Origin of the sequence: Microbacterium sp. B19(2022), from assembly GCF_012030385.1 — a bacterium.
GTDB lineage: Bacteria > Actinomycetota > Actinomycetes > Actinomycetales > Microbacteriaceae > Microbacterium > Microbacterium oxydans_B.
In genome coordinates this window covers 15,060-39,928 of the sequence record NZ_JAAUVO010000017.1, presented here as the reverse complement: position 1 = coordinate 39,928, position 24,869 = coordinate 15,060, and the positions used below count along the sequence as shown (strand labels likewise).

The following is a 24,869-nucleotide window of genomic DNA, read 5'->3' as shown; positions in this document are numbered from 1 at the left end:
AGACCTTACGAACAAAATTTGTGCAACCTCTCCCCGCAGTGGGGCGACGAGGGTTACCGAAACGTTACATTACTTTCGAAGCTCTGCGGAGGCGTCCTCCGAACGCTCGAGAAGTCGCGTCACCAGGCCGGCGACGATGAGCTCGCGCGCCTCGACCGTGAGAGGTTTGCCGGGCACCCCGGGACGACGCTGATCGGGTGCAGGTCCGTCCAGTGGACGATACCGCACCCCCGCCGCGCGGAGGCGGCGCAGCTGCGTCGGCAGACGTCGCCCGAAGTCCGCATACGGTGCCGGGTCGCCACCCTCCCAGAGCCGCTCGGCGATCGCCGACAGGCGGGGGAACATCGCGAAGTCGACCCGATCACGGGTGGGCAGATGCTCGCTCCAGACGTTGGCCTGCCCACCGACGGCACCGTCCTCGACGCGCAGTGTGTAGGCACGCTCGATCGTCAGCGGCGGCCCGACCCGGATGGGCTCCTCCGCGGACTCGGACTGCGGGTAGTCGAGGTACGCCTCGAGGTCGGGGCAGGCGATGACCTCGATGCCCCGCGAGAGAGCCGCGCGCATCGCGACCGGGCCCCGCCAAGCGAGGATCCGGACGCCCTCGGGCACATCGCCCTCGAGCACCTCGTCCCACGCGAGCGCCGTGCGACCTCGGGCGCGCACGTGGGCGACGAAGTGGGCCGTGAACCACGGCTGCACGTCGTGCGCGGTGGCGAGCCCGAGCTCCTGCATCCGCGTGGCGGCTGCGGCGCTCTGCGCCCATTCGGTCACCGGAACCTCGTCTCCGCCGATGCCGATCCACTCCGAATCGAACACGTCGCACAGCGCGTCGATGGCCGCACGGCCGAATGCCAGCGAGGCCTCGGTCGGCGCGAGTGTGCGCGGGTTCACACCGAACCGCTCCCACGCAGACGCGACCGGGTCTCCGACATCGATGTTCCCGAGTTCGGGATAGGCGGCGAGCGCGGCCTGCACGTGACCGGGGAGCTCGACCTCCGGGACCAGCGTCACGAAGCGTTCGGCGGCATAGCTGACGAGATCACGCAACTCGGCCGTCGTGTAGAAGCCCTCATGGACGCCGGGCTCGACGGTCGCGAGCGGACCGTGGCCGCGCTGCGTCGCCGCTCGACGAGCACCGACCTCGGTGAGCCGCGGGAAGCCCGGCACCTCGAACCGCCAGCCCTGGTCGTCGGTGAGATGCAGGTGCAGGACGTTGAGGTGGTGGTCGGCCAGGAGGTCGATGAGGCGACGGACCTCGTCGGCGGTGCGGAAGTGACGTGCCACGTCGAGCATCGCGCCGCGCCACCCATAGGCGGGCGCTCCCTCCCACACCCCGGCCGGAATCGGCGTCGCCCCTCCGTCGGGGTCGCGGAGCTGCCGCAGCACGGTGGTGCCCCGATACACGCCGGCGGGACTCGCACCCCGGACCTCGATGCCCGATGCCCTCACCGTCACGCGGAACGCCTCGGTGGCGATGCGCCCCGCCGCTGCAGCATCGGCGCCGAGCATCTCGTCGACCACGAGGCGGATGCACGGCTGTCCGTCGTCGCGACCGACTCCACCCAGCCGGCCCGCGACGGTGGCGAGCTCCGCGGGGGCGAGCACGGGTGTCTTCTCCGACCAGGCGAACCCGGGTGCCATCGGGTCGATGCGTGCGTCGATGCGCGGCACCGTGGCCCGATGGGGCGCCGGCGGCATCCGCAGCGCCCGCCCCGGAGTGGCACCGGTGGGCTCGCCGTCGGAGACCACGGGCACTCCGCCGACCAGCACCTCGACGATGCCGAGCGGTGCGGTGAACGGCGCGTCGAAGGTCGCTCCCGCGGCGATGGTCTCCGGATCGAACAGCACCAGGTCGGCGGTCGCGCCGGAGCGGATGACACCGCGCGGAGCATCGTCGCGGTCGAGACCCAGCCGTCTGGCCGGCGTGCCCGCCAGGTGCTGCACGGCCTCCTCCAGCGTGAGGATGCCGAGCTCGCGCACATAGTGCCCGAGATAGCGCGGGAACGTGCCCCGGCCACGGGGGTGCGGCCGCGCGCCGATCAGGATCCCGTCGCTGCCGGCCGCATGCTGCGGATGGCGCATGATCGCGCGGACGTTCTCCTCGTCACCGATGTGCATCAGGATCCCGGTGGCACCGGCATCGGCGACGATCGTGTCGAGCACCACATCGACGGCTCGGCGCCCCGTGGTCTCGGCGATCTCGGCGACCGTCCGACCGACCAGGTCGGCGAGGGCAGGATGGGCCGTGCCCGAGATCTGGATCTGCGTCCAGTCGGCTCTCTCGCCGTGGAAGCCGTCACAGCCGACCTCGTCGAGCTCCACGCGGACCGCCTCCCGACCGGCCGCGTCGAGCTCGGCGACGGCACGCAACAGGTCGCCCGTCGCGGCGAGCCTGCTCGGCAGCAGTGCGGCGAGCGTGGTGGCCCCCGGCAGGTAGGGATAGGTGTCCAGGGTCACGTCGACGCCATCCGCGATGGCCTCATCGATGAGGGCGAGGAGTTCCGCTGCTCGCCCCCGGTTCGGGGTGAAGTTCATCGTGGCGTGGGTGAGGTGGATGGGGCACCCGGTGCGGCGGCCGATGTCGAGCGCCTCCCGATAGGCGTCGAGCGCTCCCCCGCCGTAGCTGCGCGTGTGCGGCGCCCAGTAACCACCCCGTTCCGCGACCACGCGGCACAGCGCCTCGAGCTCCGCCGTGTCGGCGTACATCCCGGGCGTATAGGTGAGGCCGCTCGACATCCCGAACGCACCGGCATCCAGCGCCGCGCCGAGCAGGTCCGCCATGGCGGAGATCTCGGCCGACGTCGCCGGACGGTTCTCATGCCCGACGACCATCATCCTGAGGTTCCCCTGCGGCACGAGCACGGCGGCGTTGGCCACGGCTGCGGCATCGATCGCGGCGAGCAGGTCGTCCATGGTCCGCCAGGGCACCTCGGCCGGCATGCCGTTCCATCCGGCGATCTGGCCGGGGATCACGGCGGCCGCGTGGTCGTCGAGCGGGGCGTAGCCGAGGCCGTCCTGACCGAGCACTTCGGTGGTGACACCCTGCCGGATCTTCGCCTCGTGGGCAGCACCGCTCAGCACGGCGAGTTCGCTGTGCGCGTGCATGTCGATGAATCCGGGCGCCAGCACCAGTCCGGCCGCATCGATCTCCGTCGCCCCATCCGGAAGCTCGAGGCCCTCGGTGGCTTCCTTCGTCAGCACTGCGGCCACCCGCGCGCCCTCGACCGCGACATCGGCGACGTAGCGGGCCGCCCCGGTCCCGTCGACGACGGTCGCTCCGCGGTAGACCCGCACCAGGCCCGCTGCGGCCTTCTCCGCGCTCAGAAGCATGTCGCGACCGCCCCGATCACGCGCGGGTCTTCCGCGTCGGGATCGTCGATCACGGCGACCACCCGCCACTTGTCGAATGCCGTGCACGGGTGCGAGAGCCCCAGACGCACCACGTCGCCGACCGCCACCGAAGCGCCGCCCGCCAACCGCAGGAACGCGTGCTGATCGTTGAGCGCCGTGATCTCGCCGTCGACCGACTGCGGGACCGGCAGATCGAGATCGAAGGGCACGTCCCGACGGCCCGCATCCAACAGGGCGAGGCCCTCTTCCGGCTGCGAGACGACACGCGACCAGGCATGCATCGCGGAACGGAGCGACGCGGTCCCGGTCAACGGGCCGAACGGCGACATGCGGGCGTAGAACCCGTCGTCGTGGATCTGGAAGGCACCCGAACGCAGCACGACGTCGGCATCGGCGCCCTCGGGCGCGAGCACCGCTGCCGCTCGATCGGGGAACGAGCTGCCGCCGGCGCTGAGCACGGGACGGATGCCTTCGGGGTACACCAGGCGCGTGTGCAGCTCGACGATGGTCCGGAGATAGGCGTCGACGGCCGCGACGGAAGCGTCGCTGCGATCCGGCCCGAACGGACCCTCGTACCCGGCGACACCGGCGAGTCGCAGCCCGGGAGCCTCCGAGATCGCCCGCGCGATCCGCTCGCCCTCCTCCACGCTGCGGGCGCCGGTGCGGCCCTGCGCGCCGCCGAGTTCCACCAGCACGTCGAGCGGCCGCACGGCACCGCGCATCCCGTCCGCCAGGATCGAGACGCCGGCGAGAGAGTCCGCCCAGCACAGCACCCGCAGCCCGTCATCGGCGGCGAGCAGTGCGCTCAGGCGGCGCACCGCCGCTGCATCCGTGACGCCATTGGCGATCAGCACCGTCGGGACACCGGCGTCGACGGCGACCTCGGCCTGCCACGGTGTCGCGACCGAGATGCCCCACGCGCCCGCATCGAGGAGCCGCTGCCAGAGCGCCGGCGCCATCGTGGTCTTGCCGTGGGGCGCGAGCAGCACCCCCTGCTCCCGCGCCCATGCGAAGACGGTCCCCTCGTTGTGCGCGAGTGCGCCCTCCTGCACCGTGAGCACCGGAGTGACCAGGTCGGAGAGGTGCAGACCGGCGCCGGCGACCTCCGAAAGAGGGAGTCCCCCAGCATGCGCCGGGAAGCCCTTCGTCCAGGTGCCGAGAACGGGATCCGGAATTTGTAGAGGCATCTAACAAGGCTACTAGGCTGGATGGCATGACCGCGAAGACCCGAGTTTCCACCGATGCCGCCCCCGCTCCCGCACACACCTTCTCGCAGGGTATCCGCAAGGGCCCGTTCGTCCAGGTGTCCGGCCAGGGACCGGTCGACCCGCAGACGAACGAGTACCTCTTCCCCGGTGACGTCGCCGCGCAGACCACCCGCACGCTCGAGAACGTCAAGGCCATCGTCGAAGCATCCGGCGCGACGTTCGACGACGTCGTGATGCTGCGCGTGTATCTCACCAAGCGCGAGGATTTCACGATCATGAACGATGCGTACGGCGCCTTCGTGACCGCGAACACCCCCAGCGGAGTGCTCCCCTCCCGCACCACCGTCTTCACCGGTCTCCCCCGCGAGGAGATGCTCGTCGAGATCGACGGCATCGCCATCGTCGACTGACCGGACGCGGGGAGGGACGATATCACGGACCGTTGCCTCCCCGTTACCTCCCATCCCGTACCATTGGACGTCAGGACACGTTTGAGATCCGGGGGGTGAAGTTCGTGACCGATCTGATTTCTGCGCCGGGCGCAGCAGCCGAGGCGCACGGCGACGACGCCACGCCCACCTCCGTACTCACGCCGCAGGAGTCGGCCACCGACGCCGTCCCACCCACCACGGGCGAGCAGCCGTTGGCTTGGGCCCCCGTCGAGCCGGCCCGCAAGAAGCGTCGCCTCGGCCTCTGGATCGGGCTCGGACTCGGCGTCGTCGCCCTCGGCGCAGGAGCAGCCTCGCTGGTGCTCATCGCCCCGGGAACCACCGTCGCCGGAATCCCGGTCGGCTGGATGACGCCCGGTGCCGCAGCCGAAGCGATCAGCACGCATCTCGCCGAGACCGAGGTCACACTCACCGGCGACGGAGACGACGCGGTACTGACCGGGGCCGACCTGGGCGCGTCCCTCGATGCGACCGCTCTCGCCGATGCCGCCTTCGCCGCCCGCCCGCTGTGGAACCTCGGCATGTGGATGGGCGACCCGGTTCCCGCCGACATCGCCCTCGACGCCGAGAAAGCCTCCGCGGCGTTGCGCAGCGCCGTGCCGACGAGCTTCCAAGACCCGGTGGACGCCGGTGTCGCGTTCGACCCCGCCAGCGGGAAGTACATCGTCACGGCCTCGGAGCCCGGCACCGGAATCGACGTCGACGACCTCACCGTCGCCTTCACCGATGCGGTCGCCGAGGGGAAGACGTCTCTCGAATACCCCGGCGGTCCTGCCGAGGCCCTGCCTGCCGTGTCCGACGACGATGCCACCGCCACCGCCACCGAGCTGAACACGATGCTCGGGACGATCGGCTTCTACGTCGGTGACGAGCGCACCGTCCCGGTCAAGCCCGCGGTCGCAGCCACCTGGCTCACCGTGGTCGACGAAGACGGACAGCTGCGCGTCGAAGCCGACCCCCAGGCCATCCAGGCCACCGTCGACACGCTTCCGGGTCTCGTCGACCGGGCGCCGGTGAACGCCACGAACATCGTCGACTCCGCCGGCACCGTGCTGCGCGCCGAGCAGGAAGGCGTCGTCGGCCGTGCCGTCGGCGACACGTCGGGCATCGCCGATCAGTTCGCACAGCAGCTCGCTGCCGGCGACGGGGTCTACAAGCTCACCGTGGGCGAGACCGCTTTCGAGACGGTGAACCTGTTCCGCCGCATCGAGATCAACCTGAGCTCGCAGCGCGCCTACCTGTTCCAGAACAACGAGGTCGTCCAGTCCTGGGCGGTGTCGACCGGCTTGCCCGGCACGCTGACCCCAGCCGGCAACTTCAAGGTGTTCGCGCACACGGCCATCCAGGACATGGGCTGCTACGAGGGCGCGCCGTACTGCACCGAAGACGTCCCGTGGATCACCTGGTTCGCACCGAACATCGGTTTCCACGGCACCTACTGGCACAACAACTTCGGCCAGCGGATGAGCCACGGCTGCGTGAACCTCCCGATCGATCTCGCCAAGTACGTCTACGACTGGTCGCCGGTCGGCCTCGAGGTCTCGGTCTACTACTGAACCGCTCTCCTGCGGACATGAAGAAGGGGGTGGATGCCGAAGCATCCACCCCCTTCTCGTGTGTCAGCGCAGTGCGTCGACGATGCCGTTCAGCGTCTCGGACGGACGCATGACCGCGGCGACGAGATCCTCGTCGGGACGGTAGTAGCCGCCGATCTCCACCGGCTTGCCCTGCACCGCGTTGAGCTCGGAGACGATCTTCTCCTCGTTCTCGGCGAGCGTGGCGGCGATCGGGGCGAACGCCGCTGCGAGCTCGGCGTCCTTCGTCTGCTTCGCCAGCTCCTGCGCCCAGTACAGGCCCAGGTAGAAGTGGCTGCCGCGGTTGTCGATCGTGCCCAGCGCGCGACCCGGGGAGCGGTCCTCCTCGAGGAACGTGCCGGTCGCGGCGTCCAGCGTCTCGGCCAGCACGCGAGCCTTCTCGTTGCCCTTGCGGTCGGCGAAGTGCTCGAGCGATGCGGCCAGCGCGAAGAACTCGCCGAGGGAGTCCCACCGCAGGTAGTTCTCCTCGACCAACTGCTGCACGTGCTTCGGTGCGGAGCCGCCCGCACCGGTCTCGAAGAGACCGCCGCCCGCGAGCAGCGGCACGATCGAGAGCATCTTGGCGCTCGTGCCGACCTCGAGGATCGGGAACAGGTCGGTCAGGTAGTCGCGCAGCACGTTGCCGGTGACCGAGATCGTGTCGAGCCCGTGGCGCAGGCGCGCGAGCGTGTAGCGCGTGGCCTCCTCGGGCGCGAGGATCGTGATCGTGAGGCCCTTGATATCGAGCGTGGCCAGCCCCTGGTGTACCTTCGCGATGATCTGCGCGTCGTGCGCCCGGTTGGCGTCGAGCCAGAACACGGCCGGTACACCGGACGCCCGCGCACGGGTGACGGCGAGCTTCACCCAGTCCATGACCGGGATGTGCTTGGTCTGCGTCGCCCGCCAGATGTCGCCCTTGCCGACCGTGTGCTCGATGAGCACCGTGCCTTCACTGTCGAGCACCTGGACGATGCCGTCTGCCGCGATCTCGAACGTCTTGTCGTGGCTGCCGTACTCCTCGGCGGCCTGCGCCATGAGCCCCACATTGGGGACCGTGCCGATCGTCGCCGGGTCGAGCGGACCGTTCGCGATCACGTCGTCGATCACGGCCTGGTAGACGCTCGCGTAGGAGGAGTCGGGGATCACCGCGAGGGTGTCCGCCTCTTCCCCGTCCTTGCCCCAGAGCTTTCCGCCGTTGCGGACGAGCGCGGGCATCGATGCGTCGACGATCACGTCGCTCGGCACGTGCAGGTTGGTCGTGCCCTTGTCGGAGTTCACGTACGACAGGCGCGGGCCCTCGGCGATGGCCTTGTCGAAGGCCGCGGCGATCTCCTCGCCACCTGCGACGTTCGCGAGGCCTGCGAGGATCGAGCCGAGGCCGTCGTTCGCGCTGAGCCCGGCTGCGGCGAGCTTGTCGCCGTACTGCGCGAACACGTCGGCGAAGAACGCCTTCACGACGTGACCGAAGATGATCGGGTCGCTGACCTTCATCATCGTCGCCTTGAGGTGCACCGAGTACAGCACGTCTTCGGCCTCGGCCGTCTTCAGCGTCTCGGCGAGGAAGGCATCCAGCTCCTTGGCGGAGAGGAAGGTCGCATCGATGATCTCCCGCGGCAGGACCTTGAGGCCCTCCTTCAGCACGGTGACCGTTCCGTCTTCGGCCGTGTGCCGGAAGCTCAGCACGTCGTCGTGGGCGGCGACCCAGGAGCGCTCGTTGTGCTTGAAGTCGTCGTGCCCCAGAGTGGCGACACGCGTCTTCGATCCCTCGGCGAACGGCTTGTTGCGGTGCGGGTGCTTCTTCGCGTAGTTCTTCACGGCGAGCGGCGCACGGCGGTCGCTGTTACCCTCGCGCAGCACCGGGTTCACGGCGGAGCCCTTGATGCGGTCGTAACGCGCGCGCACGTCCTTCTCTTCGAGCGACGACGGCTCGTCCGGGAAGTCGGGGATGTCGTAGCCCTGCGTCTGCAGTTCCGCGATGGCGCCCTTGAGCTGCGGGATCGATGCCGAGATGTTCGGCAGCTTGATGATGTTCGCCTCGGGGAGCGTGGCCAGGCCGCCCAGCTCGGCGAGCGCGTCGCCCACCTGCTGCTCCGGCGTGAGCTTCTGCGGGAAGGCGGCCAGGATGCGGCCGGCCAGCGAGATGTCACGGGTCTCGAAGTCGATGCCCGCCTGACCCGCGTAGGCCTGGATGATCGGCAGGAACGAGGCGGTGGCCAGTGCCGGCGCCTCGTCTGTGTGGGTGTAGATGATGGCTTCGTCGGTCACCGGGAGGTTCTCCGCTCTTGTGGTCTATTTGTCTCGATACCAAGATACCTGAGTGGCTTCGAGGCCGTTGCCCCGGCCACTGCCCGGCGTCCGGTCAGTGGTGACGATCGGCCAGTTCTGGACGAAAAGTTCGACCGAGACGTGTCGGTTCCGGCCCGAGGGGTTAGCCTGGGTCCATGTCCGAACTGCGCATGGTCGAACTCTCCGCTGCGACGATCGTCGCCGTGAACAACCTGTCGCTCAAGCCCGGGCAGGAGCAGTTCCTCGCTCCCGTCTCGTACGGGATCGCAGCCACAGTCATCAACCCGCAGACGTCCTGGCAGCGGGTGATCCTCGATCGCAACGAGGTCGTCGGCTTCGTCAGCGCGAACTTCGATCCCGAAGCGCCGGAGGAGCACTTCCGCTCCGTGCTGTGGCGCATCAACGTCGACGCCGACGATCAGGGTCGCGGTGTCGGCCGTTTCGCCGTCGAGGCGCTGGTCGAAGAGGCCAAGGCGCGCGACGTCGACCACGTCAACGTCATCTACGAGGCCGGCGAGGGCGGGCCCGAGAATTTCTTCCACCGCGTCGGCTTCACGCCTGTCGGCGAGACCGCATACGGCGAGGTCATCGCCGAGATCCGCGTCACGTCCTAGGCCGGCGGCGGGGTCTCGAATCCCCTCCCCCATCGAGACCTCGTCGCCCCTGATCGCGGGATCGCTCCCACGGTCAGGGAAGTGGATTTGTTGCGCGTGACCACAAAAGGCTTGCGTCGACCCCCGGGTCGTGCCTATCATCGCTGGAGAAGCGTGAGCGAAGCGCTTCGACGATTGCTTTCCGCACGATGACGATGGAGTCCCGATGACGACGATCCATGAGGTGGCACGCGCCGCCGGTGTGTCGATCAGCACGGTCTCCTACGCACTCAGCGGCAAACGCCCGGTGTCGGAGAAGACCCGGATGCGCATCGAGGATGCCGTGCAGGCGCTCGGCTACGAGCCCGATGCCGGCGCACGCATGCTGGCCGGTCGCCGCACGCACATCTTCGCCCTGACCGAGCCGCTGCGCGCCGACACGCACGCCCCCACCCACATGGCCTTCGTGCTCGCGACCGCGGTCGCCGCACGGCGACAGGGCTTCGACATCCTTCTCCTCACCGACGAACAGGCGTCCGAGGGGATGAACCGCGTGGCGGCGAGCAACCTCGTCGACGCGATCCTCGTGCTCGACGTCGCTCCCGACGACGAGCGCGTCCCCATCGCCCGCTCGGTCGGCACGCCCACCATCTTCATCGGCCTGCCCGACGACCGCGAGGGTCTGACCTGCGTCGACCTCGACTTCGAAGCGGCCGGTCGGCTGGCGGTCGACCGTCTCGCCGACGTGGGTCACCGACGCATCGCCCTGCTCGGTCAGACCGAGGTCTCGTACCGCAAATCGAACTTCCCCCGCCGTCTGCTCCGGGGCGCGCAGGAACAGGCAGCCGCCCGCGACGTCACTCTCGACTGGTCAGCCTCCGGTTCGGCGGTGACGGATGCGTCCGCCGTGCGTGCGTGCACGGAGGCCGCGCTCGCCCGCGGAGACCGCGCGTTCATCGTGCACGCCGTCGACGACGTGCACCAGGTGCTGCTGTCCGTGCTCGCCGAACACGGACTGCGGGTCGGCGACGACGTCTCGGTGATCTCCGCTGCCGCGTCCTTCGACACCTCGGCGCTGCCGGTGCCCGTCGACACGATCCCTCTCGTGCCGCAGCGATCGTGCGAACTCGCGGTCGACCTGGCGGTTCGCCGCCTGGACGACCCTCTCGCCCCCGCCGAGATCCACCTCATCCCGCCCGAGTACCGCTCGGTCGGCTCCGTCTCCCCCGCCCAGGACTGATCGTCCTCCTCACCCCCGCACAGGCATGTTCGCGGTCGAAACGCTTCGACGATGCCTCGCTCACAACTGAACAATCCGACCCAGTGAAGTGTCCGGCCCATGGGGCCATTGAGAAAGGAGTGCCGACGATGGCACGCAGCACCCGCAGGACGAAGGCGCTGGCCCTGGTGGCCGCGCTCACGACGACCGGCATCGCGCTGAGCGGCTGTACAGCCGGTTCGGGCGAAGAGGGCGGCGACGGTCAGACCCTCAAGCTCTGGCACTACGAGGGCGCCGACAGCGCGATGGGCAAGGCCTGGGCCGAGTCCATCAAGATCTTCGAGAAGGAGACCGGAGCGAAGGTCGAGTTCGAGGAGAAGTCCTTCGAGCAGATCCAGAAGACGGCGAGCCAGGTGCTCGACACCGACGCCGCGCCCGACCTCATGGAGTTCAACAAGGGCAACGCGACGGCAGGCTTCCTCGCCTCCACCGGCCTGATCGCCGACATCTCCGACGCGGTCGAGGAGTACGGATGGGACGAGAAGCTGGCGCCGTCGCTGCAGACCACCGCCAAGTACTCGGAAGACGGCGTGATGGGCGGCGACACCTGGTTCGGCGTTCCGAACTACGGCGAGTTCGTCGGCGTCTACTACAACGAGGATGCCTTCGCCGCAGCAGGGCTGGAGATCCCCACCACGTACGAGGAGTTCGTCGACGTGCTCGACGCCTTCGTCGCCCAGGGCGTCACGCCGCTCGCGGAAGCCGGCGCCGAGTACCCGCTGGGACAGCTCTGGTATCAGCTCGCGCTGCTCGAGGCCGACCGCGGCTTCGTCGACGACTACCAGCTCTACAAGGAGCCCGTCGACTGGCAGGGTCCCGAGGTCACGTCGGCGACGGAGACCCTGAAGGAGTACGTCGACAAGGGCTACATCGCCTCCGATGTCTCGTCGGTCAAGGCCGAAGACGCCGGCGTCTCGTTCATCAACGGCTCGTCGCCGATCTTCGTCTCGGGCTCGTGGTGGTTCGGTCGCTTCGTCGCCGAGGCCACCGGCTTCGACTGGTCGATGGCCGCGTTCCCCGGAGCAGACCTCTCGCTCGGCTCGTCGGGCAACCTCTGGGTCGTTCCCGAGAACGCGTCGAACAAGGACCTCGCCTACGAGTTCATCGACATCACGATGCGCCCTGAGATCCAGGCGATCATCGGCAACAACGGCGGACTGCCCGTCGCGGCCGACACCGCCGACATCACCGACGAGAAGAGCGCGGCCCTCATCGAGACCTTCAACGGGGTCCTCGACGCCGACGGCCTCTCGTTCTACCCGGACTGGCCCGCGCCCGGCTTCTACGACGTGATCGTGCAGGAGCTGCAGGGCCTCGTCACCGGCGTACAGGACGTCGAGACCACGAACAAGAACCTCGGCGAGCAGTACGACGAAGGCACCGCCGACTTCCGTTGATCGACCCGCGGGGGCGGCATCCGCGCGGACGCCGCCCCCGCACCCCCTGGAGATGAATATGTCACTCGCCACCCGCCGCGAGGGCCGCACGAAGCTGCCGCCCGAACAGCCGTCGATCCCGCAGCGCCGCGGTGGGACCGGGGCCTACTGGATCTACCTGCTCCCCGGCTTCGTGCTCCTGCTCGTCGTCGTGATCGTCCCGCTCATCTGGAACGTGTACCTGACCTTCACCAAGTGGAAGGGGGTGCGCACACCGGAGTTCATCGGCCTCGAGAACTGGCAGAAGATCCTCACCGACGACGACTTCTGGACGTCGTTCACGAACTCGGTGTGGATGATCATCGCGATGGTCGTGGTGCCCACGATCGTCGGCCTCATCGTCGCCGCGCTCCTGTTCGACGTCGTCGGACGCAAGTTCGGCGGCAAGGTCGGCAGCTTCCTCCGCGCCACCTACTACCTCCCGCAGATCCTCCCGATCGCCGTCGCCGGCATCGTGATCGGCTGGATCGTGCGCCCGGGCGGCGACGGCGCCCTCAACCAGATGCTCGGATGGTTCGGGCTGCCCGCCTACGACTGGCTCGGCCAGATGCCGTCGGCGCTCATCGTGCTGATGGTCGTCATGGTGTGGGTGCAGCTCGGCTACCCCGTCGTGGTCTTCATGGCCGCGCTCCAGCGGGTGGACCCCGAGCTGTACGAGGCCGCGGAGCTCGACGGCGCGAACTGGTTCCAGCGGTTCTCGGCGATCACGATGAGCATCATCCGCCCCGAGATCTTCGTCGTCACCCTGACCTGCACGATCGCGGCGCTCAAGGTCTTCGGACCGGTCTACATCATCACCCGCGGCGGCCCTGCCGGTGCCACCCTGGTGCCCGCCTACTACGCCTACCAGGAGTTCTTCACGAAACGGAACGTCGGCTACGGCGCCACGATCGCGACGGTGCTCACCATCGTGGTCGTGATCGTGTCGATCATCTTCATCCGCGTCCAGAACTCCCTCGAGCGCAAGGAAAGGGCGGGTCTGTGATGCACGCCACCACCGCCATCGTCACCGGAAAGCCCGTCAAGACGCGCCCGCGCGGCGGCATGACCAAGAAGCGCCCGATCGACTGGCTGCTGCTCGCGCTCGTCATCGTCGGCGCACTGCTCGTCATCGCGCCCTTCTACCTGGTGCTCGTGAACTCGTTCAAGTCGCCCGTCGACTACGCCACCTCCGGCCCCCTCGCCCTCCCCGAGACCCTCGACTTCGGCGGCATCGTCAAATTCTGGGAGCGGGTGAACTTCCCGGAAAAGGTGTGGAACTCGATCTTCATCGCCGGGATCGTGTCGGTGCTCGCGGTCGTCATCTCGATGCTCAACGCCTTCGCGATCGGCATCGGCCGCGTGCGCGGTCGCAGCTGGATCGTGCTGCTCTTCCTGATGGCGAACCTCCTGCCGCAGGAGGCCCTGCTCTACCCGCTGTACTACATGTTCAAATCGGTCGGCCTGTATGACAACGTGTGGTCGGTCATCATCGTGTTCACCGTCATCCAGGCGGCGTTCGGCACCTACCTGCTCTCGTCCGTATACGGCACGTTCCCCAAGGAGATCCTCGAGGCCGCATCGCTCGACGGTGCGAGCCGCTGGCAGATCCTGTGGCGAGTGATCTTCCCGATCAGCCGTCCCACGCTCTCGGTCCTGCTGATCTTCTTCTTCATCTGGACGTGGAACGAGTTCCTGATCCCGCTGACGTTCCTCGCGTCGAACGCGAATCAGACCGTCCCGGTGGCCATCAGCGTGCTCCAGGGCGACCGCCTGATGGACGTCACCACCACGAGCGCCTCGGCCCTGCTCGGCATCATCCCGACGCTCATCTTCTTCCTCATCTTCCAACGCACCCTCACCAGGGGCATCACCGCAGGAGCAGTCAAGTAATGAAGTTCACCGACGGGTTCTGGCAGCTGCGTCCCGGAGTCTCGGCGCTCTACGCCCAGGAGGCGTACGACATCGCCGAGACCGACGAGACGCCGGACGGAACCGGCATCGTCATCACCGCACCCACGATGGTCATCGCGAAGCGCGGCGACACCCTCAACCGGCCCGTACTCACCACCACCCTCTCCTCCCCCGCGGAGGGCGTCATCCGCGTACGGATCGCGCATCACACCGGTGGACGCTGGCACGGCGGCTTCTCGCTGCCGGGCGCGAGTTCGGGAACGGCCTCGATCTCCATCGGCGACGAGGGCGGCGTGCTGGACGCCGGGTCCCTGGTCGCCCGCATCGCCCCCGGCGATCCGTGGGATCTCTCCTTCGAGGTCGACGGACGCCGGGTGACCGGCAGCGGCCACAAAGCGCAGGGGTACATGCGGCTGGCGAACGACGCGCAGGTCGATCGCGGGATCGTCGGCAACGGACGGCAGGGCGGCGCAGCTCCGCGCGCATCCGCCTACGTCCACGAGCAGCTCGACCTGGGCGTCGGCGAACACGTCTACGGACTCGGCGAGCGCTTCGGACCGCTGGTCAAGAACGGCCAGACCGTGGAGATCTGGAACGCCGACGGCGGCACCTCCAGCGAGCAGGCCTACAAGAACGTCCCGTTCCACCTTTCGGACCGCGGGTACGGCGTGCTCGTGAACGATCCGGGCCACGTGTCGTACGAGATCGGCTCGGAGTCCGTCGAGCGTGTGCAGTTCTCGGTGTCCGGCGAGGTGCTCGAGTACTTCGTGATCGCCGGCCCGATGCCGAAGGACGTGCTCGGTCGCTACACGGCCCTCACCGGTCGCCCGCCCGTCGTCCCCGCCTGGTCGTACGGGCTGTGGCTCTCGACCAGCTTCACGACCGACTACGACGAGCAGACCGTGAACTCGTTCATCGACGAGATGTCCGCGCGGGAGCTGCCGGTCTCGGTCTTCCACTTCGACTGCTTCTGGATGCGCGAGTTCCAGTGGTGCGACTTCGAGTGGGATCCGCGGGTCTTCCCCGACCCCGAGGGGATGCTCGGACGCCTGCACGACAAGGATCTGCGGGTCTGCGTGTGGATCAACCCCTACATCGCGCAGCGCTCCCCACTGTTCCGGGAAGCCGCCGATCAGGGATTCCTGGTGAAGCGCGCCGACGGCTCGGTGTGGCAGTGGGACCTCTGGCAGGCCGGCATGGGCCTCGTCGACTTCACGAACCCCGACGCCACCGCCTGGTACCAGTCGAAGCTGCGGGGCCTCGTCGCGCAGGGCGTCGACTGCTTCAAGACCGACTTCGGCGAGCGCATCCCCACGGATGTGGTGTGGGCCGACGGCGCAGACCCCGAGCGCATGCATAACCTCTACACCGACCTGTACAACCGCGCGGTGTTCGACGTGCTCACCGAGACACGCGGCGAGGGCGACGCGGTACTGTTCGCCCGGTCCGCGACCGCCGGCGGCCAGACCATGCCCGTGCACTGGGGCGGCGACTCCACCTCGACCTACACGTCGATGGCCGAGACGCTGCGCGGAGGCCTGTCGCTCGCCCTCTCGGGCTTCGCCTTCTGGAGCCACGACATCGGCGGGTTCGAGGGCATGCCGGATGCCGGTGTCTTCAAGCGCTGGACGGCCTTCGGACTGCTGGGGTCGCACTCGCGCTTCCACGGCTCAAGCTCGTACCGGGTGCCGTGGGCGTTCGACGAGGAGGCCGTCGACGTGACGCGACAGTTCACGCACCTCAAGATGCGCCTCATGCCGTACCTGTACCAGCAGGGGCTGGATGCCGCGGCGACGGGGGTGCCGCTGATGCGTCCGATGATGCTGGAGTTCCCCGAGGATCCGGCCACCGCCTACCTCGACCGGCAGTACATGCTGGGCTCCGACCTGCTCGTCGCCCCGGTGTTCACCGAAGACGGAGAGGTCGACTTCTACCTCCCCGCCGGCGAGTGGACCTCGCTGCTGACGGGCGAGACCGTCGCGGGCGGCGGCTGGCGGCGAGAGAAGCACGGATTCGACTCGCTGCCGCTGTACGTGCGGCCGGGCACGGCGCTCCCCTGGGGTGCTCGGGTCGATCGCCCCGACTACGACTACCATGACGGACTGCGGCTCCGGGTCTTTCCCGGCGGCGCCGGCAGCACCACGGTCACCGTGACGGACCCCGATGGACGCGCCGAGGACTACACCGTCGACCTCGAGGAGATCACCGCATGACCAGCCTGCTCACGCCCCGCGACGACTACCGCGGCTCCGGCCTGGTGTTCCCCGAGGGGTTCACGTTCGGGTCGGCCACCGCCTCGTATCAGATCGAGGGAGCCGCCGCCGAGGACGGGCGCACCCCGTCGATCTGGGACACCTTCAGCAAGACGCCGGGTCGGGTCTGGAACGGAGACACCGGCGACGTCGCGTGCGATCACTACCATCGCGTGGACGACGACCTCGATCTGATGTCCGACCTGGGGCTCGAGGCCTACCGGTTCTCGATCGCCTGGCCGCGCATCGTCCCCACCGCATCGGGCGCGGTGAACCAGGCCGGGATCGACTTCTACTCCCGTCTGGTCGACGGGCTGCTCGAGCGCGGGATCCGTCCGGTGGCGACGCTCTACCACTGGGATCTGCCGCAGTACCTCGAGGACGCCGGCGGCTGGACATCGCGGGCGACGACGGACGCCTTCGAGCGCTATGCCGAGATCATGGGCACGGCACTCGGCGACCGCGTGCACACCTGGACGACACTCAACGAGCCGTGGTGCTCGGCCTACCTCGGCTACGGCCAGGGCGGTCACGCGCCGGGCCGCCACGAACCGGCGTCGGCACTGTCTGCCGTGCACCACCTCAACCTCGCCCACGGTCGCGCGGTGCAGGCGCTTCGCGCGACCTCCACCGGCGACCCGGACTACTCGGTCACCCTGAACTTCCACGTGCTGCGCGGCCAGGGAGACGGCGCCGCGGAGGCGATGCGCAGGATCGACGCACTCGCCAACCGCGCGTTCACCGGACCGATGCTGCGCGGCGAATACCCGGCCGATCTGCTCGAGGACACCGCGTCGGTCACCGACTGGAGCTTCGTGCAGGACGGCGACCTCGCCACGATCGCCCAGCCGATCGACGTGCTCGGTGTGAACTATTACTCGACCGCGACCGTGCGCCTCTGGGACGGCGTCTCGCCGAAGCAGCAGAACGACGGCCACAAGGGTGCCGCGGGCGGAACGGCCTGGCCCGGCAGCGACCAGCTGGTCGAGTTCGTCGAGCAGCCCGGCCCGTACACCGCCATGGGCTGGAACATCGCTCCGGAGGGGCTGGAGGAGCTGCTGGTGTCACTCTCCGAGCAGTTCCCCGAGCAGGCGCTCATGGTCACCGAGAACGGCGCCGCGTTCGACGACGAGGTCACCGGCGACGGTGCCGTGCACGACGTCGAGCGCACCGACTACCTGCGCCGGCACTTCACCGCGGCGCACCGGGCACTCGAGCGCGGCGTCGACCTGCGCGGGTATTTCGTGTGGTCGCTGCTCGACAACTTCGAGTGGGGGTACGGCTACGCCAAGCGCTTCGGCATCGTCCGGGTCGACTTCGACGACCTCGCACGCACCGTGAAGGACTCCGGCCTCTGGTACCGGGAACTCATCCGCACCCGCACCGTGGAGGCCTGACCGCGCACCCGGGCTTCGCCGGGCGACCGTCAGGGGCGGTCGTCCGGCTTGCCGGGCTTCTTGCGGTTGGTCCAGGCGGCGATGGCCGATGCCGCCGCACCGGCAGCACGGTCGATCGCCTCAGCCGAGCGGCTGAGCATGTCCTGCGCCGCATCCTGCCAGGCCGCATTCGGCGGGGCCTCACCGGCCTGGACCCTCGCCGCGTGCTCCGCGGCCTCGAAGGCGCGCTCGAGCTCGGCGACGGCGTCGCGGTAGGCCGCGAAGTCGCCAGGGGTGGTCTTGCCGGAGACCGCGCGCCGCATCTCGGCCGCGTGCCCGGCTGCCCGCAGGTACGCCGCCGTGGCGGGGAGCTTGACGTCGGTCATCGCGGGATAGGCGATCTGGAGCGCGGGGTCGGTCTCGTACCGCATCCACCGGACCGTCACGGCATCGTGCGCGGCATGCAGCCGTTCCACGGGGCCGGGCTCCGAGGCTGTCGGCACCGCCGCACGCGCGGCGTTCAGCCGGACCTGCCGGGCGCGCACATCGGCCGAGGCCGCCTTGGCGTCGCGCTCCCGTTCCTTGAGCATCCGTCGCGCTCCGGCCACCTGCTCGGCCGTCGCGCGCTGCGCCGCACGTTCCGCGGTGACGCGGGCCAGATCGGCGCGAGCGATCTTCAGGGCGATGCGCCGCTCGGACGCGATGCGCTGAGCCGTCCTGAGGTCGTGGCGCGCCGCGTCGACCTCGAGCCGCCGCCCGCTCATCGTGCTGCTCCGGCGACGCAGACCGATCGCACCGGCCGTTCCCGCAGCGACGGCGGTCGGCGCGATCCACCACCACTCGGCGGCGAGCAGCAAGGGGTCCATGCTTCGATGCTACCCAGGCCCGGCGACGGACGGATCCCCCGACCTGTGCTGCCCGAGCCGATCCTCACCTCTGCGAGCACGGGGAGGTCCCGCGCCCGCAGAGGTGAGGTGATCGGCATCATCAGACCAGTGTCTCCTGCCAAGCCGCATGCAGCTGAGCGAACTTGCCCGTGCCGCCGATGAGCGCGGCCGGGGTGTCGTCCTCGATGATCTGTCCGTGCTCCATCACCAGCACCCGGTCGGCGATCGCGACCGTCGACAGGCGGTGGGCGATGATGATCGCGGTGCGGTCCTTGAGCAGGGTCTGCAGCGCATCCTGGATCAACCGCTCCGACGGGATGTCGAGCGATGCGGTGGCCTCGTCGAGGATCAGCACCGCCGGGTCGGCGAGGAACGCCCTGGCGAACGAGATGAGCTGACGCTGACCGGCCGAGACCCGTCCACCGCGCTTGTTCACATCGGTGCCGTAGCCGTCGGGCAGGGACGAGATGAACTCGTCCGCTCCCACCGCACGCGCGGCGGCCCTGATCTCGTCGAGCGACGCATCCGGCTTGCCCAGCGCGATGTTGTCGGCGACGGTTCCGCTGAACAGGTAGGCCTCCTGCGTGACCATGACGATCGCGCGGCGGAGGTCCTTCGGATGCAGCGAGCGCAGATCGATGTCGTCGAGCGTGACGCGCCCCTCGGAGGGGTCGTAGAACCGTGAGATGAGCTTGGCCAGCGTGGACTTGCCCGCGCCGGTCGTGCCCACCAGGGCGATCGTCTCGCCGGCGGGGATGTCGAGCGAGAAGTTCGGGAGGATCGTCTTCTCGCCGTTGTAGCCGAAGGTCACTTCGTCGAACCGGATGTGACCGCGGGACTCCCACAGGTCGACCGGCTTCTCGGGATCCGGAACCGTGGGCACCTCTTCGAGCACGCCCGACACCTTCTCCAGTGCGGCCGTGGCCGACTGGTAGGAGTTCAGGAACATCGCGATCTCCTGCATCGGAGCGAAGAAGTTGCGCACGTACAGGACCGCCGACAGCAGCACACCCACGGTGAGCGCGCCCTCGGACACGCGGATGCCACCCCACAGCACGACGATGCCGAGCACCAGCGCGGCGACGCCCATGAGCCCGGGCTCGAACGTGCCGAACAGCAGCATTGAGCGGCGGTTGACATCGCGGTATTCTCCCGCGATCTCCTGGAACGCCTTGTCGTTGCGCGGCTCCTTGCGGAACGCCTTCACGGCGCGGATGCCGGTCATCGTCTCGACGAACTGCACGATCACCTTCGGATCACCTTCGCGCTGATCACGCGCGACTCGCGGTAGACCAGCTGCGAGCGCGAGTAGAACCACTTCATCAGGAAGAACAGCGGCACGCCGCCGATCGCGAGGATCAGGCCGGACTGCCAGTCCCAGAAGCACAGGGCGATGAAGGTGAAGAGTCCGAAGAGCACGCCGGAGACGAGCTCGTTCAAGCCTCCGTCGAGGAGCTCCTTGATGGAATCGAGGTCACTCGTCTGGCGCGAGATGATGCGACCCGACGTGTACGACTCGTGGAACTCCAGGCTCAGGCGCTGGGTGTGCAGGAAGATCCGCTTGCGCAGATCGAGCAGCACGGCCTGCGTGAGCTTGGCGGCGATGATGACGTACCAGGCGATCAGCACGGCGGCCAGGATGCCGGCGGCCAGATAGATGCCGCCGATCATGAAGGTCGGCATCCAATCGGCGTTCTTCAGCACCGCCGGCAGTGCACGGTCGAGACCGATGCTGATCAGAATGGGGCCGGCGACCTGCAGCGCGGTCGAGACGACCAGCACGGCGGCGGCCAGCACGATCTGCGGCTTCAGCGGGCGCACCAGCGAGCCGAGCAGTCGGAGGGACCGACGACGGATCTCCCTGCTCTCCTCGCGGGTGTAGTGGGAACGATCCTCGTCCTGGGTTCCGGTGATGGCGGAGCTCATCGCTGCACCTCCTTCTCGGTGATCGGGTCTTCGTCGGCGGCCTCGGCTCTGCGGCCCTCACGGACCTCGTCTTCGACTTCGAGCTGCTCGTCGCGGATGATCGGGATCGCCCCGGTCCGCGCCGCCTCCTCGGCCTCCAGGCTGGAGATGACGTGGCGGTAGTGCCGGCTGGTCTTCAGCAGCTCGGAGTGGGTGCCCACCGCCGTGACGCGGCCGGCTTCGAGCAGCGCGACGCGGTCGGCGAGCGCGACGGTCGAGGGACGGTGCGCGACGATCAGAGCCGTCGTCTCGGCGAGGACGTGTCGCAGCGCCTCTTCGACGAGCGCCTCGGTGTCGACGTCGAGCGCCGACAGCGGGTCGTCGAGCACGAGCACCTTCGGCGCCGCCGCCACCGCGCGGGCGAGGGCGAGCCGCTGACGCTGCCCACCGGAGAGGCTGAGCCCCTCCTCGCCGATCACGGTCTCGACGCCGTCGGGCAGCGAGTCCACGAAGGATGCCTGCGCCACGTCGAGTGCTTCGCGCAGCACGCGCTCCCCCTCTTCGCTGTGCACGTCGAGGTCGGCGCGGCCGAGCAGCACGTTCTCGCGCACGGTCGCCGAGAACAGCGTCGCGTCCTCGAACGCCATCGCGATGTGCTGGCGCAGCTCGGACAGCGTCAGATCGCGCACATCGACGCCGTCGAGCGTGACCTTGCCGCCCGTCACGTCGTACAGGCGCGTGGGCAGCGTCGTGAGCGTGGTCTTGCCGCTGCCGGTGAGACCCACGAGCGCCATGGTCTCGCCGGGACGGAGGACCAGGTCGATGCCGTCGAGCAGGTCGCGCTCGTGCGCACCCGCGTCCTGGTAACGGAAGTGCGCGTTCACGAACGCCAGCTCTCCGCGCGGGTTCTCGATGTGCACGGGGTTCTCCGGGTCCGTGATGCTGTTGGTCTCGGAGAAGATGTCGAACACGCGGTCGGTCGCCGTGCGGGCGTCGAGCATGAACGAGAACAGGAAGCCGATCGACTCGATCGGCCAGCGGAGCACAACGGCCATCGCGAAGAACGCGAACAGCTGCGCTTCGTCGATCTGCCCCTGCGAGATCAGCCAGATGCCGGAGATCAGGCTGAGGCCGAACGCGATCTGCGGCATCATGTCGAGCCAGAACCAGATCGACGCGATCGCGCCGGCCTTGCTCATCTCGGTCTCGCGCAGCGTCTCGGCCTGACGGCTGAAGCGGCTGAGCGCGTGCTTGCCGCGGCCGAACGCCTTCAGGACGCGGATACCGTGCACGCTCTCCTCGACGCTGGTCGCGAGGTCGCCGGCCTGGTCCTGACTGCGGCGGGTGAGCGCGCCGTAGCGCTTCTCGAACAGGTAGCCGCGGATCCACAGCGGGATCGCCGTGACCAGGAAGATCGTGCCGAGCAGCCAGTGCCAGCGGAACAGCAGCACCGATCCGATGATGATGGTGAGGACGTTGACGACGAGCAGCACAAGCCCGAATGCCAGCCAGCGGCGGATGAGGCCGATGTCCTGCATCATGCGGCTGAGCAGCTGGCCGGAGCCCCACCTGTCGTGGAAGGACACCGGCAGCGTCTGCAGGCGCGAGTAGAGCTCGGTGCGCATCTTGTACTCGACCTCGGTCGAGGGGTTGAGCACGAACTGCCGACGCAGCCAGACCATCAGCGCCTCGCCGAGGCCGAGCGCGAAGACGGCGAGCGCGCCCCAGACGATCGCGCTGAAGTCACCGGAGCGGACCGGTCCGCTGATGATCTGCTCGAGGACGATCGGGATCATCAGCGCGATGATCGCGGCGATGAGCGCGCTGGCAGCACCGCCGGCGAGCCGCCAGATGACCGGCTTGACGAAGGGCTTCAGCCGCCACAGTGCGGCCGGAGTGGACAGGGTGGACGAGGGATTCTGCGCGGAAGGCGAGGAAGACATGTCTCTCAGACGAGTTTCGTATGGAATGCGGTTGCGGAAGGGGACGGATGCGAGAGCGGACTCACAGAGTCCGGCATCCGGTGCAGAAGGGGCGGGGTGGCTCTAAATGAGCGGACGCGCCGGGGTCGAGCCGAGAGCTGCGATCCGCGCGGTGGCGATCGTGGTCATGGTGTCCTCCTCAGGGGCTCGGCTGTGTCGTCCGGTTGGCGCGACAGCCCACCAGCCTATTGCTGTGAACCAGCTGAAAGCAAGAGACATTCCCGATTTGTTCGGCGTCTTTCGCGGCGATCCCCTCTCCCCCTGCCCGCGCACGCATCCGCCGCGCCGCCGGGGATCGGTGACGCGGCGAAGTGCAGTCGTTCAGGCGGCGATGCTCTCGCGCGCGAGCAGGCTCTCCTTCACGTCGAGCCCCCAGGCGAAGCCGCCGAGGCTGCCGTCGGTGCGCAGCACGCGGTGACACGGCACGAACAGCGCGGGAGCGTTCCGCGCGCAGATCGAGGCGGCCGCGCGCACGGCGTTCGGGTTGCCGAGCCGCGCCGCGAAGCCGGTGTAGGTGAGCGGTGCGCCGGGTTCGATCGCCCGCAGCGCCGACCATCCGGCGAGCTGCAGCACGGTGCCCGACTGCTTCACCGTGACCGCGTCGATCGCGGACAGATCGCCCGCATAGAAGGCCAGTGCGGCGTCCGCAGCGTCTGTCTCCGCCTCGCGGAGCTCCTCGGGGCGGTTCGTCGGAGACAGTCGTGTGAGGATCGCCTCGACGTCGGAGGTCCACCCCGACGACAGCACCCGCTGGCGCTCGTCGGCGAGGATCGTGAAGGCCCCGTCCGGGGTCTCGATGGTCTGGATGAGAGCGGTCATGAGGTCTCCTTCGATGTCGTGTCAGCTGTGGTGGCAGCGCGGGCGGTGGGTGCCGCCCGCCGGGGTCCGGCCGGTCGCACCGGAGCGGCGCGCCAGAGGTGGGCACTTAGATAGCTGCGCCACGGTGCGGTGCGTTCCGCCCAGGCCGTGAGCGGTCGCGCCTCTCCCGGCAGCCCGGAGGCCGCAGCTCCTGCCCGCAGCGCGACGTCGCCGGGGAGCAGGATGTCGGGGTCGCCGAGCACACGCATGCGCACGTAGTCGGCCGTCCACGGGCCGATCCCCGGCATCGCGAGGAGAGCTTCGCGCTGCTCGATACCGTCGTCACCGACCGTGAGCGTCAACGAGCCGTCGGCGAGGGCCGCGGCGGCACCCGTGATCGCGCGGATGCGGGCGGCGGGTCCGCGGAGCACCTCGGCGCCGTGCTCGGCGATCGCGGTCATCGTGGGGAAGAGCAGCCCCTGCGCGGTGCGCTCCCCCAGTGCCTCGGTAAGCGCGATGAGGGCCGTGCGGGCGGCGACCACGGTGATCTGCTGCCCGACCATGGCGCGGATGAGCATCTCGTGCGGATCCGCCGAGCCCGGAACCCGGATGCCGGGAGTGCGGGCGACGAGTGGCGCGAGCTCGGGGTGCGCGGAGAGCGCCCCGTCGATCGCCAGCGGGTCGGCGTCGAGGTCGAAGATGCGTCGCACGGTCGACACCAGCGGGGCCAGGTCGCCGAGGCGCGCGACTCGAGCGCGCAGGTGCAGACGCTCGGTCGCATCTTGACTCACCTCGAACCAGGCGGGACCGCCCGCCATCCGCAGGTGCCGGGAGAACGACGTGGCCGTGGTCTCTTCGACGCCGGGCACGGCGCGTGCCGCCATCCAGGTGAAGATGCCGCTCGCGTCGAGCGGACCCCGGTACGGCAGGACCAGGTCGATGGCCCCGGGCACCGCGGAGGCCGGCAGCCGTCGACGCGCCCGGAGCTCGCCGGGGGTGAGGCCGAAGACCTCGCGGATCGTGTCGTTGCACTGGCGGATGCTGGCGAAGCCGGCCGAGAAGGCGACGTCGGAGATGGGCATGTCCGTGCCGACGAGCAGCATCCGCGCCGTGTGCGCGCGATGCGCCCTGGCGAGGGCGAGCGGCCCGGCGCCGAGCTCTGTGGCCAGCAGACGGGTGAGGTGCCTGCTCGAATAGCCGAGGCGTGCGGCGAGCCCCGGCACGCCCTCGCGCTCGACGACGCCGTCGGAGATGAGGCGCATGGCCCTGGCCGCGACGTCGCCGCGGATGTCCCATGCCGGAGACCCGGGGGCGGCTTCGGGGAGGCAGCGCTTGCACGCGCGGTACCCGGCCTCGTGTGCGGCGGCGCTCGTCGGATAGAACGTCACGTTCTGCGGCTTGGGCGTGCGGGCAGGGCAGCTCGGACGACAGTAGATCCCCGTCGAGCGGACGGCCGTCACGAACTGCCCGTCGAAGCGGGTGTCGCGCGCGCTGATCGCGCGGTAGCGCTCGTCGAAGTCGATCACGGGGAAGCTCATGCCTCCACCCTGCCACGCACCACCGACCTCGACTGGCGGAAATCGGACATCGCTGTGGG

The 24,869-nt window shown here is 69.1% G+C and carries 16 protein-coding genes and 1 pseudogene; 9 read left to right on the top strand and 8 right to left on the bottom strand.

Annotation, left to right across the window (positions count from 1 at the left end):
• Positions 1 to 69 precede the first annotated feature (69 nt).
• Together HCX50_RS15020 and HCX50_RS15015 are read right to left on the bottom strand one after the other, a co-directional pair.
• Positions 70 to 3,333, bottom strand: coding sequence for a family 20 glycosylhydrolase (locus HCX50_RS15020; RefSeq protein WP_167634920.1), 3,264 nt, complete (start codon positions 3,331 to 3,333; stop codon positions 70 to 72).
• Positions 3,324 to 4,541, bottom strand: coding sequence for an alanine racemase (locus HCX50_RS15015; protein ID WP_167634919.1), 1,218 nt, complete (start codon positions 4,539 to 4,541; stop codon positions 3,324 to 3,326). Before HCX50_RS15015 ends, HCX50_RS15020 begins: the two co-directional genes overlap by 10 nt.
• Before the next feature lie 26 nt (positions 4,542 to 4,567).
• On the opposite strand from HCX50_RS15015, the gene HCX50_RS15010 reads away from it, so the two are divergent.
• Positions 4,568 to 4,972: a RidA family protein gene (locus HCX50_RS15010; protein WP_091034715.1), complete on the top strand. Its 405-nt coding sequence runs from the start codon at positions 4,568 to 4,570 to the stop codon at positions 4,970 to 4,972.
• 104 nt (positions 4,973 to 5,076) lie between these two features.
• Positions 5,077 to 6,567 carry a L,D-transpeptidase gene (locus tag HCX50_RS15005; protein WP_337749832.1) on the top strand — a complete coding sequence of 497 codons (1,491 nt, stop codon included), beginning with the start codon at positions 5,077 to 5,079 and terminating at the stop codon, positions 6,565 to 6,567.
• Between the two features lie 63 nt (positions 6,568 to 6,630).
• Here HCX50_RS15005 and HCX50_RS15000 read toward each other — a convergent pair whose 3' ends face one another.
• Positions 6,631 to 8,850, bottom strand: a complete 2,220-nt coding sequence (locus tag HCX50_RS15000) for an NADP-dependent isocitrate dehydrogenase (protein WP_167634917.1) — start codon at positions 8,848 to 8,850, stop codon at positions 6,631 to 6,633.
• Positions 8,851 to 9,026: 176 nt separating this feature from the next.
• Between HCX50_RS15000 and HCX50_RS14995 the strand changes: the two genes are divergently transcribed.
• The 7 genes from HCX50_RS14995 to HCX50_RS14965 all read left to right on the top strand — a co-directional run bounded on the left by HCX50_RS14995 (position 9,027) and on the right by HCX50_RS14965 (position 17,721).
• Positions 9,027 to 9,485: a GNAT family N-acetyltransferase gene (locus tag HCX50_RS14995; protein ID WP_091034723.1), complete on the top strand. Its 459-nt coding sequence runs from the start codon at positions 9,027 to 9,029 to the stop codon at positions 9,483 to 9,485.
• Between the two features lie 205 nt (positions 9,486 to 9,690).
• On the top strand, positions 9,691 to 10,704 hold the full coding sequence (locus HCX50_RS14990; protein ID WP_167634916.1) for a LacI family DNA-binding transcriptional regulator: 1,014 nt from the start codon (positions 9,691 to 9,693) through the stop codon (positions 10,702 to 10,704).
• Between the two features lie 128 nt (positions 10,705 to 10,832).
• Complete coding sequence (locus tag HCX50_RS14985; protein WP_167634915.1) at positions 10,833 to 12,140, top strand: ABC transporter substrate-binding protein; 1,308 nt, start codon at positions 10,833 to 10,835, stop codon at positions 12,138 to 12,140.
• A 58-nt stretch (positions 12,141 to 12,198) separates the two neighbouring features.
• Entirely contained in the window at positions 12,199 to 13,164 is a 966-nt protein-coding gene (locus HCX50_RS14980) for a carbohydrate ABC transporter permease (RefSeq protein WP_091034730.1), read from the top strand.
• Positions 13,164 to 14,051 carry a carbohydrate ABC transporter permease gene (locus tag HCX50_RS14975; protein WP_091035857.1) on the top strand — a complete coding sequence of 296 codons (888 nt, stop codon included), beginning with the start codon at positions 13,164 to 13,166 and terminating at the stop codon, positions 14,049 to 14,051. The genes HCX50_RS14980 and HCX50_RS14975 overlap by 1 nt, the downstream gene beginning before the upstream one ends.
• A complete protein-coding gene (gene yicI, locus HCX50_RS14970) occupies positions 14,051 to 16,285 on the top strand; it encodes an alpha-xylosidase (RefSeq protein WP_167634914.1) in 2,235 nt (744 codons plus the stop codon). Before HCX50_RS14975 ends, yicI begins: the two co-directional genes overlap by 1 nt.
• On the top strand, positions 16,282 to 17,721 hold the full coding sequence (locus HCX50_RS14965) for a GH1 family beta-glucosidase (protein WP_167634913.1): 1,440 nt from the start codon (positions 16,282 to 16,284) through the stop codon (positions 17,719 to 17,721). Before yicI ends, HCX50_RS14965 begins: the two co-directional genes overlap by 4 nt.
• 29 nt (positions 17,722 to 17,750) lie before the next feature.
• Here the strand turns inward: HCX50_RS14965 and HCX50_RS14960 are convergent, their stop codons facing one another.
• From HCX50_RS14960 to HCX50_RS14940, 5 genes and pseudogenes are all read right to left on the bottom strand, one after another.
• Entirely contained in the window at positions 17,751 to 18,566 is an 816-nt protein-coding gene (locus tag HCX50_RS14960) for a hypothetical protein (protein WP_167634912.1), read from the bottom strand.
• A gap of 121 nt (positions 18,567 to 18,687) precedes the next feature.
• Positions 18,688 to 20,513: pseudogene (locus tag HCX50_RS14955) on the bottom strand (ABC transporter ATP-binding protein).
• Positions 20,510 to 22,435 (bottom strand): ABC transporter ATP-binding protein, encoded by a 1,926-nt coding sequence (locus HCX50_RS14950; RefSeq protein ID WP_167634911.1) that lies wholly within the window; start codon positions 22,433 to 22,435, stop codon positions 20,510 to 20,512. The pseudogene HCX50_RS14955 and the gene HCX50_RS14950 overlap by 4 nt, the downstream one beginning before the upstream one ends.
• A 360-nt stretch (positions 22,436 to 22,795) precedes the next feature.
• A complete protein-coding gene (locus tag HCX50_RS14945; RefSeq protein ID WP_167634910.1) occupies positions 22,796 to 23,293 on the bottom strand; it encodes a methylated-DNA--[protein]-cysteine S-methyltransferase in 498 nt (165 codons plus the stop codon).
• On the bottom strand, positions 23,290 to 24,810 hold the full coding sequence (locus tag HCX50_RS14940; protein WP_167634909.1) for a DNA-3-methyladenine glycosylase 2 family protein: 1,521 nt from the start codon (positions 24,808 to 24,810) through the stop codon (positions 23,290 to 23,292). The genes HCX50_RS14945 and HCX50_RS14940 overlap by 4 nt, the downstream gene beginning before the upstream one ends.
• Between the last annotated feature and the right edge of the window lie 59 nt (positions 24,811 to 24,869).

What these genes read in the sequence shown, in the direction of transcription:
- HCX50_RS14960 (WP_167634912.1), bottom strand. Translation starts at nt 18,566, where the DNA reads ATGGACCCCTTGCTGCTCGCCGCCGAGTGGTGGTGGATCGCGCCGACC.
- HCX50_RS14995 (WP_091034723.1), top strand. Translation starts at nt 9,027, where the DNA reads ATGTCCGAACTGCGCATGGTCGAACTCTCCGCTGCGACGATCGTCGCC.
- yicI (WP_167634914.1), top strand. Translation starts at nt 14,051, where the DNA reads ATGAAGTTCACCGACGGGTTCTGGCAGCTGCGTCCCGGAGTCTCGGCG.
- HCX50_RS15015 (WP_167634919.1), bottom strand. Translation starts at nt 4,541, where the DNA reads ATGCCTCTACAAATTCCGGATCCCGTTCTCGGCACCTGGACGAAGGGC.
- HCX50_RS14980 (WP_091034730.1), top strand. Translation starts at nt 12,199, where the DNA reads ATGTCACTCGCCACCCGCCGCGAGGGCCGCACGAAGCTGCCGCCCGAA.
- HCX50_RS15020 (WP_167634920.1), bottom strand. Translation starts at nt 3,333, where the DNA reads ATGCTTCTGAGCGCGGAGAAGGCCGCAGCGGGCCTGGTGCGGGTCTAC.
- HCX50_RS14945 (WP_167634910.1), bottom strand. Translation starts at nt 23,293, where the DNA reads ATGACCGCTCTCATCCAGACCATCGAGACCCCGGACGGGGCCTTCACG.
- HCX50_RS14990 (WP_167634916.1), top strand. Translation starts at nt 9,691, where the DNA reads ATGACGACGATCCATGAGGTGGCACGCGCCGCCGGTGTGTCGATCAGC.
- HCX50_RS14965 (WP_167634913.1), top strand. Translation starts at nt 16,282, where the DNA reads ATGACCAGCCTGCTCACGCCCCGCGACGACTACCGCGGCTCCGGCCTG.
- HCX50_RS15010 (WP_091034715.1), top strand. Translation starts at nt 4,568, where the DNA reads ATGACCGCGAAGACCCGAGTTTCCACCGATGCCGCCCCCGCTCCCGCA.
- HCX50_RS14950 (WP_167634911.1), bottom strand. Translation starts at nt 22,435, where the DNA reads ATGTCTTCCTCGCCTTCCGCGCAGAATCCCTCGTCCACCCTGTCCACT.
- HCX50_RS14940 (WP_167634909.1), bottom strand. Translation starts at nt 24,810, where the DNA reads ATGAGCTTCCCCGTGATCGACTTCGACGAGCGCTACCGCGCGATCAGC.
- HCX50_RS14985 (WP_167634915.1), top strand. Translation starts at nt 10,833, where the DNA reads ATGGCACGCAGCACCCGCAGGACGAAGGCGCTGGCCCTGGTGGCCGCG.
- HCX50_RS14975 (WP_091035857.1), top strand. Translation starts at nt 13,164, where the DNA reads ATGCACGCCACCACCGCCATCGTCACCGGAAAGCCCGTCAAGACGCGC.